At 63.4% G+C, this 18,979-nt stretch carries 15 protein-coding genes; 8 read left to right on the top strand and 7 right to left on the bottom strand.

From position 1 onward, the window contains the following. The first annotated feature begins 59 nt into the window (after positions 1-59). The 3 genes from ACR0FC_RS04005 to ACR0FC_RS03995 are packed head-to-tail and all read left to right on the top strand — an operon-like array spanning position 60 to position 3,662. The gene (locus tag ACR0FC_RS04005) at positions 60-1,268 is read left to right on the top strand and encodes a multidrug effflux MFS transporter (protein ID WP_170338390.1); all 1,209 of its coding nucleotides are present in this window, start codon (positions 60-62) and stop codon (positions 1,266-1,268) included. Positions 1,269-1,323: 55 nt separating this feature from the next. Continuing rightward, positions 1,324-2,988 carry a tetratricopeptide repeat protein gene (locus ACR0FC_RS04000; protein WP_170338388.1) on the top strand — a complete coding sequence of 555 codons (1,665 nt, stop codon included), beginning with the start codon at positions 1,324-1,326 and terminating at the stop codon, positions 2,986-2,988. Next, positions 2,985-3,662, top strand: a complete 678-nt coding sequence (locus ACR0FC_RS03995) for an SH3 domain-containing protein (protein WP_170338386.1) — start codon at positions 2,985-2,987, stop codon at positions 3,660-3,662. Before ACR0FC_RS04000 ends, ACR0FC_RS03995 begins: the two co-directional genes overlap by 4 nt. A 9-nt stretch (positions 3,663-3,671) precedes the next feature. Here the strand turns inward: ACR0FC_RS03995 and mfd are convergent, their stop codons facing one another. Next, positions 3,672-7,130 carry a transcription-repair coupling factor gene (gene mfd, locus ACR0FC_RS03990; protein WP_170338384.1) on the bottom strand — a complete coding sequence of 1,153 codons (3,459 nt, stop codon included), beginning with the start codon at positions 7,128-7,130 and terminating at the stop codon, positions 3,672-3,674. Between the two features lie 21 nt (positions 7,131-7,151). Then, a complete protein-coding gene (locus ACR0FC_RS03985) occupies positions 7,152-7,676 on the bottom strand; it encodes a component of SufBCD complex (RefSeq protein WP_170338382.1) in 525 nt (174 codons plus the stop codon). 119 nt (positions 7,677-7,795) lie between these two features. On the opposite strand from ACR0FC_RS03985, the gene hemB reads away from it, so the two are divergent. From hemB to ACR0FC_RS03965, 4 genes are all read left to right on the top strand, one after another. Continuing rightward, the gene (gene hemB, locus ACR0FC_RS03980) at positions 7,796-8,794 is read left to right on the top strand and encodes a porphobilinogen synthase (RefSeq protein WP_170338380.1); all 999 of its coding nucleotides are present in this window, start codon (positions 7,796-7,798) and stop codon (positions 8,792-8,794) included. 144 nt (positions 8,795-8,938) lie between these two features. After that, entirely contained in the window at positions 8,939-9,511 is a 573-nt protein-coding gene (locus tag ACR0FC_RS03975; RefSeq protein ID WP_093962230.1) for a lipid-binding SYLF domain-containing protein, read from the top strand. Between the two features lie 153 nt (positions 9,512-9,664). Then, complete coding sequence (locus ACR0FC_RS03970; RefSeq protein WP_170338377.1) at positions 9,665-12,127, top strand: penicillin acylase family protein; 2,463 nt, start codon at positions 9,665-9,667, stop codon at positions 12,125-12,127. Positions 12,128-12,235: 108 nt separating this feature from the next. Next, the gene (locus tag ACR0FC_RS03965) at positions 12,236-12,631 is read left to right on the top strand and encodes a nuclear transport factor 2 family protein (RefSeq protein WP_170338375.1); all 396 of its coding nucleotides are present in this window, start codon (positions 12,236-12,238) and stop codon (positions 12,629-12,631) included. Between the two features lie 3 nt (positions 12,632-12,634). Here ACR0FC_RS03965 and hflX read toward each other — a convergent pair whose 3' ends face one another. The 4 genes from hflX to trkA form a co-directional block, all read right to left on the bottom strand. Beyond that, positions 12,635-13,906, bottom strand: coding sequence for a GTPase HflX (gene hflX / locus ACR0FC_RS03960; protein ID WP_093962232.1), 1,272 nt, complete (start codon positions 13,904-13,906; stop codon positions 12,635-12,637). Further along, positions 13,906-14,145, bottom strand: a complete 240-nt coding sequence (gene hfq, locus ACR0FC_RS03955) for an RNA chaperone Hfq (protein ID WP_005982826.1) — start codon at positions 14,143-14,145, stop codon at positions 13,906-13,908. The genes hflX and hfq overlap by 1 nt, the downstream gene beginning before the upstream one ends. Positions 14,146-14,278: 133 nt before the next feature. Continuing rightward, complete coding sequence (locus ACR0FC_RS03950; RefSeq protein WP_170338373.1) at positions 14,279-15,817, bottom strand: TrkH family potassium uptake protein; 1,539 nt, start codon at positions 15,815-15,817, stop codon at positions 14,279-14,281. Then, a complete protein-coding gene (gene trkA, locus ACR0FC_RS03945; protein WP_093962234.1) occupies positions 15,817-17,193 on the bottom strand; it encodes a Trk system potassium transporter TrkA in 1,377 nt (458 codons plus the stop codon). The genes ACR0FC_RS03950 and trkA overlap by 1 nt, the downstream gene beginning before the upstream one ends. Positions 17,194-17,289: 96 nt before the next feature. Here trkA and ACR0FC_RS03940 point away from each other — a divergent pair, with 96 nt between their 5' ends. Beyond that, the gene (locus tag ACR0FC_RS03940) at positions 17,290-17,769 is read left to right on the top strand and encodes a hypothetical protein (RefSeq protein WP_093962235.1); all 480 of its coding nucleotides are present in this window, start codon (positions 17,290-17,292) and stop codon (positions 17,767-17,769) included. 10 nt (positions 17,770-17,779) lie between these two features. Here the strand turns inward: ACR0FC_RS03940 and ACR0FC_RS03935 are convergent, their stop codons facing one another. Further along, positions 17,780-18,961 carry an MFS transporter gene (locus ACR0FC_RS03935; protein ID WP_170338372.1) on the bottom strand — a complete coding sequence of 394 codons (1,182 nt, stop codon included), beginning with the start codon at positions 18,959-18,961 and terminating at the stop codon, positions 17,780-17,782. Positions 18,962-18,979: the final 18 nt, after the last annotated feature.

The following is an 18,979-nucleotide window of genomic DNA, read 5'->3' as shown; positions in this document are numbered from 1 at the left end:
GATTGCACCTAGCCCACCTTGCCCTGTCGTGTTAGCGCGTTGGAGCAAGGAGTCCCCGCATGGCTGACCGTATTTCCAAGGCCGAATTCATCGCGCTGATCGCGATGATGTTTGCCACCATCGCATTTTCGATTGATTCAATGCTGCCTGCCCTGCCCGAGATCGGCGCGCAGCTCAGCCCTGATGACGTGAACCGGGCGCAGTTGATCCTGACCAGCTTTGTTCTGGGAATGGGAATCGGCACGTTCTTCACCGGCCCGATCTCGGATGCGGTCGGACGCAGGCCGGTGATCTTTGCCGGAGCAGCAGTCTATATTCTGGCATCGGCCGTGGCCTGGGCCAGTTCGTCGCTAGAGTTGGTTCTGGCCGCCCGGGTGGTTCAGGGGCTGGGGGCCGCCGGGCCCCGCGTGGTCGCCATGGCGATCATCCGCGATCTGTTCTCGGGCCGGGAAATGGCGCGGATCGTGTCCATCGCGATGATGATCTTCACCCTGGTGCCCGCCATCGCGCCCATGGCCGGAGCCGCCGTGATTGCCTTCGCCGGTTGGCGCGGTGTGTTCATGTCGTTCATCCTGTTCGCGCTGGTGATCATTGTTTGGATGGGGTTCCGACTGCCGGAGTCGCTTGCGCCGGAAAACCGCCGCCCGTTCCGCCTGCCGCTGATGGTCGGTGCGGTGAAAGAGATGTTTGCCCACCCCACCGTGCGCCTGTCGATCTTTGTCCAGACCCTGTGCATGGGCATGCTGTTCACCATGCTGACCATGGTGCAGCCGGTCTATGACGTGATCCACCACCGCGCCGACAGCTTCCCCTTCTGGTTCGGATTCGTGGCGCTGATGTCCGGCTCGGCCAGCTTGTTGAACGCTGCCGTCGTGGTGCGCGTGGGGATGCGCCGTATGGTGACCTGGGCGCTGGCCGGACAGATCCTGATCACCTCGCTGGTGATTGCCCTGAACATGTCGAACCTGTCGCCGCAGGCCTCGTTTGCGCTGTTCGTGTTCTGGCAGACCACGGTCTTTTTCATGGCCGGCGTCACCATGGGTAACCTGAATGCCATCGCGATGGAGCCGATGGGCCATATCGCCGGCATGGCGGCCTCGGTCATCGGGTCGATCTCGACCGTGCTGGCCGCCGCGATCGCCGCGCCGGTGGGGCTGCTGTTCGACGGCACGCTGGGGCCGCTGACCATCGGCATCCTGACCATGTGCGCGCTGGCCTTCGGGCTGATGGTCCACATGGGCCGGATCGAAGACCGCGTTCCCGCCTGACCTGTGCAGCGCACCCGAACTGCGCTAGGCTCGCCCCAGTCAGGGAGAGTTCGGCATGAGCGACTATTACGATCTGGGCACGCATAGCTGCCCCGTCACCACGTCCTCGGATCAGGCGCAGCTGTGGTTCGACCGGGGCCTTGTCTGGACCTACGGCTACAACCATGAAGAGGCGGTCGTGTGTTTCCAGCGCGCGCTGGAGCATGACCCCGACTGCGCCATGGCCCATTGGGGCGTGGCCTATGCCGCCGGGCCCAACTACAACCTGCCCTGGGATCTGCTGGACGACCGCGGTAAGGCCAAGGCCCTGAACTGCGCCTATGACGCAACCCAATGCGCACAGGCCCTGCTGGATCGCTGCACGCCCGTCGAACGCGAACTGATCCGCGCCCTGCCCGCCCGCTATCCCCAGCGTGACCCGGCGCCCGACATGCACCGCTGGGACGACGACTTCGCCGACGCCATGCGCGCCGCCTTCGCGGCCCAGCCCGATCATCTGGACCTGCGCACCATCTATGTCGAGTCGCTGCTGAACCTGACCCCCTGGCAGATGTGGGATCTGAGGACAGGCCAGCCTGCCGAAGGCGCCGCCACGCTTGAAGCGCAGGAGGCGTTGGAATGGGCCATGGCTCACGATCCGGCGGCGATGTCGCATCCGGGTCTGCTGCACCTCTATGTGCATCTGATGGAGATGTCGCCCACGCCCGAAAAGGCACTGAAGGCCGGTGACGTGCTGCGCACGCTGGTGCCGGATGCCGGGCATCTGGTGCACATGCCCACCCATATCGACGTGCTGTGCGGCCACTACCAGAACGTCGTCCACTGGAACGAACAGGCCGTCATCGCCGATCTGAAATATTACCAGCGCGAAGGCGCGTTCAACATCTATACCGGCTATCGCCAGCACAACTACCACTTCGTTATCTATGGCGCGTTGTTCTTGGGCCAGATGGAGCCCGCCCTGCGTGCCAACAAGGGCCTGTGGGACACCACGCCCGAGGAGATGCTTCGCATCGAAAGCCCGCCGATGGCGGATTACTTCGAAAGCTACATGGCCATGGGGCCGCATATCCTGATCCGTTTCGGCCGGTGGGAGGAAGCCAAGGCCCTGCCCCTGCCCCCCGATCCCGACCTGTATCTGACGGTGACGGCCACCACGCATTACGCCCGCGCCATCGCCCATGCCGCCACCGGCGACGTGGCCGAGGCCGAGGCCGAGGAACTGCTGTTCCTCGCCGCCAAGGACCGCGTGCCCGAAACCCGCCTGCTGCACAACAACCGCGTGATTGACCTGCTGGAGATCGCGCGCGAGATGCTGCGGGGCGAGATCGAGTACCGCAAAGGCAATTTCGACACGGCCTTCGCCCACCTGCGCCGCTCGGTCGAGCTGGACGACAATCTGCCCTATGACGAGCCCTGGGGCTGGATGCAGCCCACCCGCCACGCGCTGGGGGCGCTGCTGTTCGAGCAGGGCCACGTGGCCGAGGCCGAAGCCGTCTATCGCGAGGATCTGGGTCTGGGCGGCACCCTCAGCCGCGCCTCGATCCATCCCGACAATGTCTGGAGCCTCAAGGGCTTGCACGATTGCCTCAAGGCGCGTGGCGCGGTAGAGGAATTGCAGCTGATCCGACAACGACTTGACCTGGCCCTGGCGCGGGCCGACCGCAGCGTCGGCGCCTCGTGCTTCTGCGCCCAGGCCGCGATGAGAGCCGCTGAATGAAACTGTTGAACGCTGCGCTGATCGCGCTGTGCTGCGGTCCCGCCTGGGCCGACCGTCAGACCTTTCCGCCTGTGGACGAGGCCAGCCAAGACCCGGCACTGGAAGCCTTTCGTGCGGACCTGCGCGCAAAGGTCGCCGCCCGCGACCTCGAGGGCGTGATGGCCGCCACCTGCCCCGAGATCTACACCAGCCACGGCGACGAGGACGGCCCCGAGACGTTCCGCGCCAATCTGACGGTCGATCCCGAAACCCTGCCCGAGGCCGACCACCGCCACGCCGCCACCATCCGCGAGGACTACTGGCGCGACCTCGAGACCACGCTGGCCCAGCCCGGCTATTTCGACGAGGATGGCGAATTCTGGATGCCGCACCAGTGGCGGCTTACCCTGCCAGCGAAGCTGGATCCGTTCACCGCCTATTTCGTGACCGGTCAGGATGTCACCCTGCGCCAGGCCCCAAACCGCGGCGCGCCCATTCTGGACCTGATCAGCCACGAGGTGGTGATCGTGCCGGACTATCTGGAAGAGGCCGAATATCAGGGCGTCATCCTGACCGACGGAACGCGCGGCTATATCTATTCCGAATTCCTGTGGTCGATGGTCGGCTATCGCGCGGCCTTCGTGAAGTCGGACAGCGGTGACTGGCAGCTGTGTACGTTCGTGGCCGGGGACTAGGCCGCGCCCTCAGGCGCTGGCCTTCTTCTTTTTCTCGGCGGCGACCTTCTCGGCCAGATCGCGGGCAATGGCAAAGGCGCCCTTGATCTTGTCGCTGTCCTTTTTCCAGTCGCGCCGCACCACGATCTTGTTGTCCTTGACCTTGGCCAGCCCGCGCTGGTTCTGGATGAACTCGACCAAACCTTCCGGCGAGGCGAACTTGTCATTGTGGAACTGGATCGTGGCCCCCTTCGGTCCGCCGTCCAGCTTGGCAATGCCGGCGCGTTTGCACATGGCCTTGATCCGCACCACCAGAAGCAGGGTGTTCACCTCTTTCGGCAGCGGGCCGAACCGGTCGATCAACTCGGCGGCAAAGCCCTCCAGTTCGACCTTGGTCGACAGCGACGACAGGCGGCGGTAGAGGCCCAACCGCACGTCCAGATCAGGCACATAGTCTTCGGGAATCAGTACCGGAACGCTCAGGTTGATCTGCGGCGCCCACTGGTCGTCGGCCTCGCTCAGCCCCTCCATCTCACCGGCCTTGATCTTGGCGATCGCCTCTTCCAGCATCGACTGGTAGAGTTCATAGCCCACGTCGCGCATCTGGCCCGACTGTTCCTCGCCCAGCAGGTTGCCCGCGCCGCGAATGTCCAGATCCTGGCTGGCCAGCGTGAACCCCGCCCCCAGCGTATCGAGCGAGCCCAGAACCCGCAGCCGCTTTTCGGCCGCCGGGGTGAGCCGCGCGCGCGGCTTGGTGGTCAGATAGGCATAGGCGCGGGTCTTGGACCGCCCCACCCGGCCCCGGATCTGATAAAGCTGCGCCAGCCCGAACATGTCGGCCCGGTGCACAACCATCGTGTTGGCTGTGGGAATGTCCAGCCCGCTTTCGACGATCGTGGTGGCCAGCAGGATGTCATACTTGCCGTCATAGAAGGCATTCATCCGATCATCCAACTCGCCCGCCGCCATCTGGCCGTGGGCCACCACATAGGTCAGTTCGGGCAGCTGTTCTTTCAGGAATTCCTCGATCTCGGGCAAGTCCGAGATGCGCGGGACCACATAGAAACTCTGCCCGCCGCGATAATGCTCGCGCAGCAGCGCCTCGCGGATGGTGACGGCGTCGAACTCGCTGACATAGGTGCGGATCGCAAGGCGATCGACGGGCGGCGTGCCGATGATCGACAGGTCGCGCACGCCGGTCAGGCTCAGTTGCAGGGTACGCGGAATGGGCGTCGCGGTCAGCGTTAGCACATGCACGTCCGAGCGCAGTTGCTTCAGCCGCTCCTTGTGGGCCACGCCGAAATGCTGCTCTTCGTCGATGATCAGCAGGCCCAGATTCTGGAACCGGATGCCCTTGGCCAGCAGCGCATGGGTGCCGATCACGATATCGACCGTGCCCTTTGCCAGCCCTTCGCGGGTCTGCTGCGCCTCTTTGGCCGAGACGAAACGTGACAATTGCCGGACTTCCAGCGGGAAGCCCCGGAACCGGTCCTTGAAACTGGCCGCGTGCTGACGGGCCAGCAGCGTTGTGGGCGCGATCACTGCCACCTGCAGGCCGGACATGGCCGCAACAAAGGCCGCGCGCATGGCGACCTCGGTCTTGCCAAAGCCCACGTCGCCGCAGATCAGGCGATCCATCGGCGTGCCCGAGTGCAGGTCCTCCATTACGTCGGCGATGGCGCGCAGCTGATCCTCGGTTTCCTGATAGGGGAAGCGGGCGCTGAACTCCTCCCACGCGTGGGGCGGCGGGTCCATGATCGGGGCCTTGCGCAGGGCGCGTTCGGCGGCGATGCGGATCAGCCGGTCGGCCATCTCGCGGATCCGCTCTTTCAACTTGGCCTTCTTGGCCTGCCACGCACCACCGCCCAGCTTGTCGAGCAAACCTTCCTCGTGCCCGTATTTCGACAGCAGCTCGATGTTTTCGACCGGCAGGTACAGCTTGGCGCCTTCGGCATATTCCAGCAGCAGGCATTCATGCGCGGCGCCGAGGGCGGTCACGACTTCCATGCCCATATAACGGCCGATGCCGTGATCGACATGCACCACCAGATCGCCGGGGCTGAGCGATTGGGTCTCGGTCAGGAAATTCTCGGCCTTGCGGCGTTTCTTGGGTTGGCGGATCAGCCGGTCGCCCAGCACATCCTGTTCCGAAATCACCGTCATGTCGGGCGTCTCGAAGCCGTGCTCCAGCGCCCAAACCGCAAGGTGTAAACCGCGCTTGCCGATGCGCGAGCCGTCGGGCACATGAATCGCCTCGGCCAAGCCCTCATCCTCGATCAATCCGGTCAGGCGTTCGCGCGCGCCCTCGGAATAGGACGCGACCAGAACCGGCCCCTTCTCCAGCTTGTTCTTGATGTGGCTGGCCAGCGCGCCGAACAGGCTGATGCTTTCCTGCTGCCGCTCGGGGGCAAAGTTGCGCCCGATCCGACCGCCCGCATCGATCACCCCCGGGCCACTGGCCTGCGGAAGGGGGCTGAACTGCAGCACCCGCCGCTGCGCCACCGCCTGGGTCCAGGCGTCATCATCCAGATACAGCAGGCCCGGCGGCGTGGGTTTATAGACCGAATCCATCCGCGAGCGGTTCTCGAGCGCCAGACGCCGGGTTTCGTATTGATCGGCGATGCTGTCCCACCGGGCCAGACGGGCGGGCGTGACCTGATCGTCCAGCGTGATCGTCGCGTCCGGCAGGTAGTCGAACAACGTTTCCAGCTTTTCGTGGAACAGGGGCAGCCAGTGCTCCATGCCCTGATGCTTGCGCCCGGCGCTGACCGCCTCGTACAGCGGATCATCCGTACCGGCCGCACCGAACTCGATGCGATAGTTCTGACGGAACCGGGTGATTGCGGCCTCGTCCAGGATCACCTCGGAAACCGGGGCCAGTTCGACTAGATCAAGCTTTTCCGTGGTGCGCTGGGTGGCCGGATCGAACCGGCGCGCGCCGTCCAGCACGTCACCGAAGAGGTCCAGCCGCACCGGCCCTGCTTCGCCCGGCGGGAAGATGTCGATGATCCCGCCGCGCACGGCATAGTCGCCGGGCTCCATCACGGTGGGGCTTTGGCTGAAACCCATGCGCAACAGAAAATCGCGCAGTGCGGCCTCGTCGATGCGCTGGCCGACCCGAGCGGTGAACGCCGCCTGCCGCAGCACGTCGCGCGCCGGCACGCGCTGGGTGGCCGCGTTCAGCGTGGTCAGCAGAACGAACCGCTCGGGCATCTGGTGCACCAGTGCCGCCAGGGTCGCCACCCGCGCCGCCGCGATGTCGGGGTTGGGCGACACCCGGTCAAAAGGCAGGCAATCCCAGCCGGGAAACAGGATCACCGGCATGTCGGGCGCAAAGAAACGCAGCGCGGCGCGCATCGCCTCGGCACGTTTGTCGTCGCGCGCCACATGCAGAACCGGCCCGCCCGAGCGGGCAACCTCGTTCAGCACCAGCTGCGCGTCAAACCCCTCGGGGGCGCCGCCGACTGTCACGTGGTTCGGAGCCTTCATCGCCTCGCCTTTCAGATTTTGCTATCCCAGAACGCCTATCGAAAGGTTCTGATACATGCCCCACATCGAAGTGACCAGTATCGCAAACATACCGATGACCTGCGTCGCCAGCCGGCATCGATGCAGCGCCTTGGACACAGCTTCAATCGTCAACTCCTGCCGCCGCAGGTTCCGGGCCACCCGCAGGCTGTTTGCGCCGACAAGAACCATCGGGAACAGCAGCAGGAACACCGCCTGGGCGAACTCGACCTGATAGTAAAACCCCAGCGTCGCCAGCCCCGCGAACAGGAAACAACACAGCGCCAAGATCACGACCCCCGAAACGTCGGCAATGTAGAGGATGCGGTTGGTGTTGATCCGCACGATGTCCAGCAGGTCGGTCTCGGCCTGGCCTCCGACGCGGCGGGCGCGCACGACCAGATCATAGGGAACGCCCATTACCCAATGGCTGGCTGTCGACCACAGCACCGCAAGCGCGATCCAGTACCACAGATTCGAGAAACTGCGCATGTCGATGAGCTCGAAGATCGTGGAGTACCAGTCCAAACTTGCCTCATTGTTCAAAATTCTCAGGCGGTTCTATCGCAACGGCGCGGCCATTGGTACCCTTGAGACCTGTGCAAATTCATGCCACCCAATGCGCGACTGTTCAAGGAGAACGCGCCATGAAACCGACAATCGCCCCCTACCCCCACGGCCGCTTTCGTCGCGCCCGCCAGTCCGAGGCGATCCGGGGCTTGGTGCGCGAGAACACCCTGACCGTGGATGACCTGATCTGGCCGGTTTTCGTGCGCGACGGCGAGGGCATCGAAGAGCCCGTGCCCTCGATGCCCGGCGTGGTGCGCCGCTCGGTCGATCTGATCGCCAGGGCCGCAGCCGAGGCGCAGGCTATGGGCATCCCGGCGATCTGCCTGTTTCCCTACACCGATCCCAGCCTCAAGACTCAGGATTGTGCCGAGGCGTGGAACCCCGACAACCTGTCGAACCGCGCCATCCGCGCGATCAAGCAGGCCGCGCCCGAGATCGCGGTGATGACCGACGTGGCGCTGGACCCCTACAACATCAACGGCCACGACGGATACGTGGTGGACGGCAAGATCGTGAATGACGAAACGGTCGAGGCGCTGGTCAAGATGACGCTGGCCCAGGCCGAGGCCGGAGCCGACATCATCGGCCCATCCGACATGATGGACGGCCGGATCGGCGCGATGCGCCGGGCGCTCGAGGCCGTCGGCCATCACGACGTCATGATCCTCAGCTATGCCGCGAAATATGCCAGCGCCTTCTACGGACCCTTCCGTGATGCGGTGGGCGCCTCGGGCGCGTTGACCGGCGACAAGAAGACCTATCAGATGGACCCGGCCAACTCGAACGAGGCGCTGCGCTTGATCGAACGCGACCTGACCGAGGGCGCCGACATGGTGATGATCAAGCCCGGCATGCCCTATCTGGACATCTGCCGGAGGGTCAAGGACACGTTTGGCGCACCCACCTATGCCTATCAGGTGTCGGGTGAATACGCGATGATCCAGGCCGCGGCGCAGAACGGTTGGATCGACGGCGAAAAGGTGATGCTGGAAAGCCTGCTGGCCTTCAAACGCGCGGGCTGTGACGGCATCCTGACCTATTTCGCACCGCAGGTCGCCCGGCTTCTGCACGGCTAATCCCGCGGGACTCCGCGATTTTTCGCCGATCGGCCGGCCTTGGCCTGCCGGTTTTCCCGTGACACCCGAGGCGGCTCGGCGTATTCTTGCACACAAGACCGGGACCACCCGGCTTTTCAGGCACATAGACAGAGAAAAACAAACATGAGCAGTTCCAACACACCACGACTGAGCCGTCGCGGCTTTGCCTTTGGCATGGCCGGACTGACCCTGACCGCCGCCTGCGGCAACGGCGTCGGAAACTCGAACGCGGCAACGATCGATGCCCGCGTCGATGCCACGCTGACCGAGATGTATACCCGCTACCCGAACACCCAGGAAATCGCCAACAAGGCCAACGGGATGCTGGTCATGCCGCTGATCACCGAGGCGGGGTTCGTCTTTGGAGGCGGCTACGGAAAAGGCGCACTGCGCATCAATGGCGCCACGGTCGACTACTACTCCGCCGTAAAGGGCACTGCGGGGCTTCAGATTGGCGCCCAGCAATACGCCCATGTCCTATTCTTCATGACCGAAGACGCCCTGAACGATTTCCGCCGCTCAAGCGGATGGACCGCCGGCGCGGACATTGGATATGTCGTCAGCGACCAGGCGGACCAGTTGTCGACCGACCTGACCACCCTGCGCAAACCCGTGCTGGCGGCGGTCTTCGGTCAGGCTGGGCTGCAATTGGGCGCGACGGTCGAAGGCATCAAATACACGCGCATTATTCCCTGACCCCCTGACCCCCCTCAAGAAAACTCCGTCACTGGCCAATGCCGTGGCGGAGTTTTTCGTTTCAGACGCAGATTCCGCGGCGCGGCCTCTTTCGGTCGCCAGAGCCATGAATTAACCTTCGCCTGATCTGCAAATTCAAATGGTGCGCTGCTGATGGGTGTCGTCTTTCGCTGGTTGATGCGTATCGCCTCGGGTCTGGTCCTGCTGACCCTCGCGGCGATCGGTCTGGTGTATTTCCTGGCCAGCCAGTCGCTGCCTGACTACGATCAAACGCTGCAGGTCAAAGGCCTGAATGCCCCGGTCGAGATCGTGCGCGACACAGCCAACGTGCCTCACATCCTGGGGCAGACCGACCCCGACGTGTTCTTCGGTCTGGGCTATGCGCATGCCCAGGACCGGTTGTGGCAGATGACGGTCATGCGCCGGACCGTGCAGGGGCGCCTGTCCGAGGTTTTTGGCCAGCGGACCGTGCATATCGACAAGCTCATGCGTCGGCTGGATCTATACGGGCTGGCGCATCAGTCCTTCGAGGTTCAGGACGATTACACAAAGGCCGCTCTTCGCGCCTATGCCGCCGGTGTCAATGCGCGGCTGGACGAAATCAACGAAAACGCCCTGGGCCGCGGCGCGCCCGAAATGTTCTTGTTCAACGCACCGGTTGCTCCTTGGCAACCGGGTGACAGCATAGCCATGATCAAGCTGATGGCGGTTCAGCTATCCGGGCATTTGCAGGACGAAGTGCTGCGGGCGCGCACCTCGTTGATGCTGAACGATCCGCAGCGGCTCTCAGATATTCTGCCGGACGTGCCTGGCGCGGGCATTGCAGCGCTGCCCGAATATGCGGCGCTGTTTCCCAACCTGCCCCGCTATGCCGCCAATTCGGAACCCGCGGCCTCATGGCTGAACCCGGTCCCGCAGCGCGGGTTGGCGGGTGCCTCGAATGCATGGTCTGCGGCTCCTTCGCGGTCGGCAACCGGTGGAACCCTGTTGGCAAACGATCCGCATCTGGGCCTGACTGCGCCGGGGATCTGGTATCTGGCGCGTCTTGAACTGACCAAGGGCGGCGTGATCGGCGCCACCATCCCCGGCATTCCGGCGGTTATGTCCGGCCGTAGTGACCGGCTGGGATGGGGCCTGACCTCGTCCTATCTGGACGATCAGGACGTGCATATCGAACGAGTGAATCCCGACAACCCCGAGGAATATCTGACGCCCGAAGGCTTCAAACCCTTCAAGTCGCGCCCTTCAATCATCGAGATCAAGGACGCCCCCCCAATCACCCTGACCCTGCGCTGGACCGAGAACGGCCCCGTCCTGCCAGGCACCCATTTCAACCTGGAAACCATCACACCGCCGGGGCATGTCGCCTCGCTGTCCTGGACGGCGCTCAGTCCGCGCGACACCTCGATCAGCGCGTCGATGGCGCTGATGAACGCGGATACCGTACGTGAAGCGATTGAAGCCGCCGAGCTGTTCATCGCGCCGTCGCAAAACCTGTCGGTGGTCGACAAGACGACCGTCGGCATGAAACTCATCGGCGCAATGCCCAGCCGCGACCTCAACAACCAGAGCCGTGGGCGCATCCCGACCCCGGGCTGGATCGCTGCCAACCGTTGGCAGGGCCGTCTGCCCTATTCCGACAACCCCGAATTCGTGGCTCCGGCCGGCGGCGTACTGGGCAACACCAACAACAAGATCATCGACCGGCCCTTCCCCCTGCATGTGTCCTATGAATGGGGCGATACGCAGCGCGTCCACCGCTGGGAATTCCTGATGCAATCCCGCGAGGTGCACACCCGCGACAGCTTCATCGAGGCGCAGTTGGACACGGTCAGCTTCACCGCGCGGTCACTGCTGCCGCTGATCGGGGCCGACCTTTGGTTCACCGGCGAGGCCGCGCCCGAAGGCACCCCCGAACGCCAGCGCCAGATCGCCTTGACCCTGCTGGCCGAATGGAACGGCGAGATGAACGAGCACCTGCCCGAGCCGCTGATCTATGCGGCCTGGGTCCGCGCGCTGCAAAAACGACTGATCGCCGATGACCTCGGGCCGCTGGCCAAGGAATTCAAGCATGTCGAGCCCTTGTTCATCGAACGCGTCTTTCGCGACATCGACGGGGCCTCGACCTGGTGCGACGTCCGGCAGAGCGCACCGGTGGAAAGCTGCACCGACATGGCCCGGCTGGCCCTTGACGATGCACTGGTCTGGATTTCCGAGCGCTATGGCAGCCAACTGGAATCCCTGCGTTGGGGCGATGCCCACCAGGCCACCCATGATCACACGGTGCTGGGTGAGGTTCCGGTGCTGCGCTATTTTGTTAACATCCGCCAATCGACCAGCGGCGGCGACAACACCCTGCAGCGCGGACGCACCTCGGGCGAAGGGCCGGACCCGTTCCAGAACGTGCACGGCGCGGGCTATCGTGGGGTTTATGACTTTGCCGACCCCGACAGCTCGGTCTTCATCACGGCCACCGGGCAATCGGGCCACTTCCTGTCGCGCTACTATGACGATCAGGCGCAACTGTGGCGCCGGGGTGAGTACATTCCGATGTCGCTGGATCTGGATCTGGCGCGCGCCGCCGCCGTCGGGACCACCCGCCTGATGCCGCAATAGGCGGGGTTTCGGCGGACCCCCGCCCCTTTTTTGTCGCCCCGTGGACGTGGCCCCGTGGCTTGGCCTACCATTCCGGAGCGCCCGGACCGCAGCGCGAGGGGGAAGATCATGGCCAGTTTGCGCGATACCCTGAACAATCTAGCCCGCGACTATGCCATCGCCTGGAGCTCGGGTGACGCCAATGCCGTGGCCGACTTCTTTACGTCGGACGGGCAGATCACGATCAATCGCGGCGCGCCCATCGTCGGGCGGGCGGCCATCGCGGAAATGGCGCGCGGGATTCATACCGACTTTCCCGATCTTGAAGTGCGCTGCGATATGCTGCGATGGGCCGGTCCCCATGCCATTTTCGTCTGGACCCTGGAAGGGCACCATGCACAGACCGGAAATGCGGTGATCACGCGCGGCTGGGAAGAATGGGAGCTGGACGCGGAGTACAAGATCCGGTCGTCGTTGTGCTGGTTCGATGCCGACGACCATCAGCGCCAGATCGACGGGGCCTGATCGTCAGAGGCCCGCGAACTGATTGGCCTGCTTGTCGGTCCACAGAACGGTGATCTCGAACCCGTCCTCGGTCTGTTTTTCATCGCGCACCACGTCCTGACGGAACAGCCAGGCGCGTTTGTCGCCGTCGGCAAAGCCCAGCTTCAAAACCTCTTCCCGGCGCACGCCCTGCAGGATCGTGGCGATCTCGGTCAACAGCGGGTCGATCCCCTCGCCGGTCACGGCCGATATCGGGAACACCGCCGGATCGCGCTCGGCCCGGGCCTGCACGGCATCGCGGTCCTCATCGGACAGCAGGTCGATTTTGTTCCAGACTTCAAGCTGAGGGCGGGTATTGTCCACACCCAGCGAGGCCATGATCGTGCGCACATCCTCGGCCTGCTCCTCGGTCTCGGCATGGCTGATGTCGCGCACATGCACGATCAGGTCGGCGGCCAGAACCTCTTCGAGCGTGGCGCGGAAGGCCGCGACCAGTTCGGTCGGCAGGTTCGAGATGAAACCCACCGTGTCTGACAGGATCACCTCGGGCCCGTCGGGCAGTTCGATCCGGCGCATGGTCGGGTCCAGCGTGGCAAACAGCATGTCCTTGGCCATGACTTCAGCCCCGGTCAGGCGATTGAACAGCGTGGATTTGCCCGCGTTGGTGTAGCCGACCAGCGCCACGATCGGATACGGCACCTTGGCCCGCGCGGCCCGGTGGAGCGTCCGTGTCTTCACGACCTTCTGCAGCTGACGACGCAGCCGCACCAGTTGATCGTCGATCGCACGCCGGTCGGCCTCGATCTGGGTTTCCCCCGGTCCGCCGACAAAGCCCAGCCCACCGCGCTGACGTTCCAGGTGGGTCCAGGCTCGCACCAGCCGCGTCCGCTGATAGCTCAGCGCGGCCATCTCGACCTGCAGCACACCCTCGCGCGTGCGGGCGCGGTCCGAGAAGATTTCCAGAATCAGCCCCGTCCGGTCGAGGATCTTGACCTTCCACGCCTTTTCCAGGTTGCGCTGCTGAACCGGGGTGACCGGCCCGTCGATCAGAACCAGCTCGATCTCGTTTTCCGCAAAACGCGCGCCCAATTCCTCGATCTTGCCGCTGCCGAACAGCAGGCCGGGCTGCGCCCGCGGTAGGCGCACAATCTCGGACCCGATCACATCCAGATCGGGCAAAGCGGCAGCCAGTGCCACCGCCTCTTCCAACGCCGGAACGGGGTCGCGGCGCTGGTCATCTGACTTGATATCGGGATGCAGCACCCAAGCCCGGGTGCGCCTCCGGTCATGTTCCATCAAGAGGCGTCTTCGCCCTCATACAGGTTGATCGGCTGCGACGGCATGATGGTCGAGATCGCGTGCTTGTAGACAAGCTGCGACTGTCCGTCGCGGCGCAACAATACGCAGAAATTGTCGAACCAGGTGATGACACCCTGCAATTTCACACCGTTGATCAGGAAAATTGTAACGGGAACCTTTGCTTTCCGTACATTGTTCAGGAAGGCATCCTGAAGATTCTGTCTGTCCGAAGCCATATTTTGTTATCTCGCCGTTGTTCTTGCTTACGCGCTGCGGACCAACGCGCTCCCTCCGCGCGAGTATGGAGTGACGCGCAGAGATATTCCAGATGAAAAATCAGGCAGTAACGTGAAGGCCCGAATTGGCGGTTCAATCCCGCCACAGGGCCGGAGTGATCAACGCGATGATCGCCAGTGTCTCTAGCCGGCCGATCACCATGCCGGCGCACATGGTCAGCTTGGCTCCGGCCGACAGATCGATCAGACGGATCGGCAGATCGGTGGCCAGTTCGATCAACGGACCGGTCGTGCTCAGCACCGCGACGCTCAGCACCATGGCGCGTTCAAACCCAACCCCTTCGGCAGCGAGAACGACATCAAGCAACGCAAGCGTCAGCGCGAACATCATCAGAAAGACCCACGCGATAAAGGCACCCTGGCTTTGGATGCGGCGGTTGCCACCGCCCGCCCCGCTGACCGATGACGGGTGGATCAGCCTGTCCAGTTCACGCGCGCCATTCAGGTAAAGCGCATAGACCCGCAACAGCTTGACCCCGCCGGCGGTGGTGGCGACCCCGCCCCCGATAAGCGCAAGCCCCATCAACACAAGCCCCGGTGTTCCCAGGCCGGACAACTGTTGCGCGTCGTTCCAATAAGCGCTTTCGAACCCGGCCGTCGTCAGGAACGACATCACCGTGAACAACATGCCCCAGATGACGTTCAGCGTTTGCAGGCCCGTCACCTGCCCGCCGATCTCGGCAACCCCCGCCAGCACTCGGAAGACCAACAGTGCCGCCACGCCGACGACGATCATCAGGCCGATCCGGAATTCTGGATCGTGGTCCAGCCGGGAATAACCCGTTGTTGCGGTGTCCTTTGAAAACGTCAGGCGGGACAAGGCAAAGAACAGGAACAGAAACAGGATGGCCTCGCCGGTGATCCCGGCGGTGGATCCTTCCAACCCGCCCACTGGCGATATGCCGGACGTGGCCATCACCGACATTGCGTGGCAAATGGCCGTCAGGCCCTTTTCTCCGGCGATCAACAGCAAGACCCAGATTACCGCTGTGAGGCTGGCATAAACCGGGGTCAATGTCGCCGTCACACGGAGCAGTCGCCCCCGCGGGTCGACCCTTTCGCTCTGGGCTACGCCAGAAACCGGGCGGCCCGGTTGTCCGCGCGCGGTAATCTCGAACCCGCCCAACGACAGAGGCGCCAGGATCGCAGCCGCCGAGATCCACATCAGCAGCCCACCCATCCAGCCGACGAGTGCCCGCCACAGGTGAACCGGCGCCGACAGGCGCTCGGGGTCGGGAAACAGGTCCGCTCCGGTGGTGGTGATGGCGCTGACCATGTCAAAATAGGCGTTCAGAAAGGTCGTGTTCCCCAACGCGTCATGGACCGGAACGGCCAGAAACAGCGGCAATACCGTCAACGAGCCCAGCAGGACAGCCAACTGCCCCAAGGTTCCGCGCCGCGGTTGCCGGCTGGCCGTCGCCAGACCTACGATCGTGACCAGAAACAGCCCAACCAAACCCGAATAAAAGAACGACCGCGACGTTGGATGGTCATCCAAGGCAAGGGCGTAGATCGCCGGGACCCACATCGCCAAGGACACAACCGCCGTGATCAACAGAAACAGCGGCAGCCGCCGAATTACGCTGATTTTGGGTGCGCGGGCGACAGCCATCAGAAAAAGTCGATCGAAACCTGCATCAGGCGTTCGACCTCGGGTACATCATTGGCCATTGCGAAAATCGCAACCACGTCCTTTTCGTCAATCCGCAGACTGCCAGTGGGCCGCAGGACCTCGTCGCCCTTGCGCACGGCGCCGACCAAGACGCCTTCGGGAAAGTCGATGTCGCGCAGTTTCTGCCCGGCCATTGGCGAGGTCGACAGCACTTCGGCCTCGATCACTTCGGCCTCGGCATCGCCGATCGAATAGACCTGTCGCACCCGGCCATGCCGGATATGGCGAAGGATCGAACTGACGGTCGTGGCCCGCGGGTTGATATAGGCGTCAATCCCCAATGGCCCCATCAAGGCCACCATGCTGGGGTCGTTGATCAGCGCAATCGCCAGCGGACAACCTTCGGCCTTGGCTCGGACCGCAGCCAGCATGTTGGTCCGATCGTCATCGGTGACGGCCAGCATCGCGTCCGCGCGCTCGATCCCCGCTTCGCTCAACAGGGCGGAATCCAGACCGTCGCCGTTCAGAACGATCGTACGCTCCAGCGACTCGGCGGCCAGTTCCGCACAGCGCCGATCACGCTCGATAACCTTTGCACGGATGCGGCCCTCGCGTTCTTCCAGCGTCCGGGCAACTTCGAGGCCGACGTTCCCGCCGCCCACGATAACCACGCGATCCTGCTTTTTCTGCGATTTACCAAAGACTTCCATCGTACGATCAACGTCTTGGACGCTGGTAAAGACATAACATTCGTCACCGACGAACAATTGGTCCTCGGATTCCGGCGCGAAAAGTGTTCCGTCGCGGCGAATACCCACCACGATGGCGCTGAGCGTTGAAAACAAGTCTGTCAGTTGGCGCAGGGGCGTGTTGACGATCGGGCAATCCTCGGCGATCCGAATACCCAGAAGCTGCGCCTTGCCATCCATGAACAGTTCCGTGTCAAAAGCCGCAGGCGCCGACAGGCGGCGCATGGCTGCTGCGGCCACTTCACGTTCGGGGCTGATCACCACGTCGATCGGAAGATGGTCGCGGCGGTACAGGTCGCGATGGATCGCTTCGAGGTAGGATTTCGACCGCAACCGCGCGATCTTGCGCTGGATCGAGAACACCGAGTGCGCCATCTGGCAGGTGACCATGTTCACCTCGTCCGAATGGGTCGCGGCGATGATCATGTCGGCGTCACGGGCTCCGGCCCGCTCGAGCACGTCGGGATAGCTGGCGAAGCCGGCGATGCCCTGAACGTCCAGCGTCTCGGTCGCCCGGCGTACCAGGTCAGGGTTGTTGTCCACAACGGTGACGTCATTCAATTCGCCCGAAAGGTGCCGAGCGATCTGCCAGCCCACCTGGCCGGCGCCACAAATGATGACCTTCATGCCTTTGGCCTTTCTGCCTGAGCGTTTTGAATGACAGATGCCCACAAAGCGGTCAATCGAATTGTCATGACGGCCTGTGTGATGCAAGATAAGCGAATGAAAACAGTGCTTCGATTGCTTGTTCCCCTTGCCCTGCTGGCCGGCTGCGGTCCGTTGTCGATGTATTATCGCGAAGGCGAAAGCGTCTCGCGGATGCAGGCCGAAACGACCGAATGCCAAGTGCAGGCGCTTAAGGATGCACCGGTTGCAAATCAGGTGCGCCAAAGCCCGCCCACCTATTGGCCGGGCCGCACCTATTGCGACGGGCGCGGGCGATGCTACCGCACCGGAGGTTGGTGGGAGCCGGGCCGCGTCTACACCGTGGATGTAAATCAGGGACTGCGAAACACGGTCGAGGCGCAGTGCATGGCTAAAAAGGGATACCGCCCCATCAGCCTGCCGCCCTGTAAACAATCGGTCAAATCGGGCGTTCCGCCGACCCGAACAACCGTCCTGCCGCCATTGGGCACGGCGTCTTGTTTCGTCAAATTCGACGACGGGTCATTCCAGATCATCACCCCGGGGTTGCCGGGCTGACCGACTGAACTCAGCCCAGATCGCCGGGTGACGGTCGCCGGCGGAGTGACAGGAGCAGATGTGCTGCGATGGCGGCTGCATAGAATACAAGTACGGCCACGAACATCGAGCCCTCTCCGGCACGCCAAAGGATTGCAAGCAGAACAGGTGTGCCCAGCAGGTTGCCCGCATTTCCCATCTGCGCCATCGCCCCATAGCTCAGCGCCTGATCCCGGGCCGAGCCATTCAGTTGAGGAACCGCCGCGAAACTGCCGCCCTGCACCAGGCCCAACACCGCAAACAGCACAATGCCGACAACGGGCAGAGGCGCTCCGAAAAACAGCAGAGCCAAGGCAACCATCCCGGCCGCAAAACCAAGATTTACAACCGTGACCGCAGACACGAACGTCAAGAGCACGGGCACCGCGACCCACGACAGCACGATACCCGCCAGCGGCATCAGACTGGCTACAAGAATCGACTGATCCTCGGGCATACGGCCGGGTAGGATCGCCAGCAACGACACGAAGGTCAGAGTGTAGAAGAACCATCCGATCGCCGGTGCTGCCATGCGGGGCGAGCGGTAGGTTTCAAGATGCGTCTGCAGGATGGACCCCAGCCCCCACCCCTGCCGTTCCGTCGCGATGGGCGGAACCTTTGGCGGAAACAGGGCGACCAGTCCTGCAATCAGCGCCATCAGGAAACCGTGGCCCATGAAGTAATCCGCCAATCCAAAACGCTGGATCATCGGCAGGCCGAACCAAGCGTTCAGCGCAAAAGCAACTCCAAAGAAAGAACTCCACAAAACCATGGCGGCATTGCGCGCGGCTCCGCGTGTGATCTGTGCGATCAGCGTCGGAGCGGCAACCACGATCGCCAGATGCGAAACGCCCTCGATGATCCGGCTGCCCAGCATCACGTGAAAGCCGGGTATAGTGGACTGGAACACCGATACAACGCCGCCCAGTAGCAAACCGAACACCAGCAGGCGGACCGGTCCGAACTGCGCGGTAATGGCGCCTGACATGGCCCCCAGCACGGCGCCCATCAAACTGATGATCGACAACAACCAGCCGATCGCATCCCCATAGCCTGGATACAATGCACCGACCGCGTCAAAGGCGACGGCGATCTTGGCGAACTGCGTGGCCGCGCCCAGTCCGGCCAGCCACAACAGGATCACCTGCAGGAATATGCGAAACGATTGAGTCACACCCGCGTTCTACCCTCG

It is taken from the genome of Ruegeria sp. BB9 (assembly GCF_056539345.1).
Note: the sequence above shows the minus strand (reverse complement) of the source record. Positions and strands in the feature narration are given on the sequence as shown.